At 37.4% G+C, this 1,014-nt stretch carries 1 protein-coding gene and 1 pseudogene; one reads left to right on the plus strand and one right to left on the minus strand.

The features are described 5' to 3' along the window. Positions 1-73 precede the first annotated feature (73 nt). Positions 74-256 (plus strand): hypothetical protein, encoded by a 183-nt coding sequence (locus tag ABZ573_RS32530; RefSeq protein WP_358122933.1) that lies wholly within the window; start codon positions 74-76, stop codon positions 254-256. A gap of 110 nt (positions 257-366) precedes the next feature. Here ABZ573_RS32530 and ABZ573_RS32535 read toward each other — a convergent pair. Continuing rightward, a pseudogene (locus ABZ573_RS32535) lies at positions 367-1,014 on the minus strand (IS3-like element IS1068 family transposase); the annotation flags it as partial.

Raw genomic sequence — 1,014 nt, forward strand, 5'->3', positions numbered from 1 at the left:
TTCATTTTTGTGTCTTAATAGACAGATTATAACACCCAATTTTCTGTCCACTTTTATAGTATAGCTCCAAGGTTTGCAAAAGAACGTCTATCCGCTTTATGACGAGCTAAAGGAATTAAGAGGATTGAATGGGGTCAAAGACCACTTGTCTTATGTGAGAGCCAAGCGAGAAGACTACTCAAAGAAAAATATCACTAAGTATCTCAAAAAAGCAATCGAGCAATACCTACCCACGGTTAAAAGGCAGGACTTATGATGAGTGAAAAGTTAAAGACAATTAAAGTGGACTAATGTCAAATATTTAGACACAAAATGAGCTATATTTTTGGAAAGTCAACGAAAAACTAGACACGGAGTTAAGAGAATTTAAGAATTATATTTTTCAAAGTCTTTTGGAGACTTGTAATCAAGACCTGAATGCATCCTTTTTGTATTGTAATAGGTCTCAATGTATTTAAATATTTCTTGAGTAGCCTCAGCTCTTGTCTCAAAATGAGCATCATTAATAAGCTCCCTCTTTAGCGTCTTATAAAAAGACTCCATCATTGCATTGTCATATGGATTTCCTTTACGACTCATGCTAGATTGAGCACCGACTTGACGAAGAGTAGATTGATAACGAGAGCTTGTATATTGACTCCCTTGATCAGTATGGACAATCAAGCCAGGCTGAGGATGTTCTTTCCCACAAGCTTGCAAGAAGCAATCCCTCACCAGTTTATCTTGCATCCGTGAAGACATTGACCAGCCTACAATCTTACGTGAAAAAACGTCGATATTCACGGCTAAGTATAAGGTGCCTTCTTTGGTAGGGATATAGGTCATGTCTCCCAGCCATACTTTATTAGGAGCTGTTGCTTTAAAGATCTGATTAATTAAATTGGGTCTTGAAAGCGAAGCTCCTTTTCTGTTGTAATGTTTATATTTATAACGGCTTCCCTTGGCATAAAGTCCCATCAAGTGCATCAGTTTCCCAACACGTTTCGTGTTGGTCATAATACTGGTATTATGACG

Source organism: Micromonospora sp. NPDC007220, from assembly GCF_040634035.1.
In the GTDB taxonomy this organism is placed as follows: Bacteria; Actinomycetota; Actinomycetes; order Mycobacteriales; family Micromonosporaceae; genus Micromonospora; species Micromonospora reichwaldensis.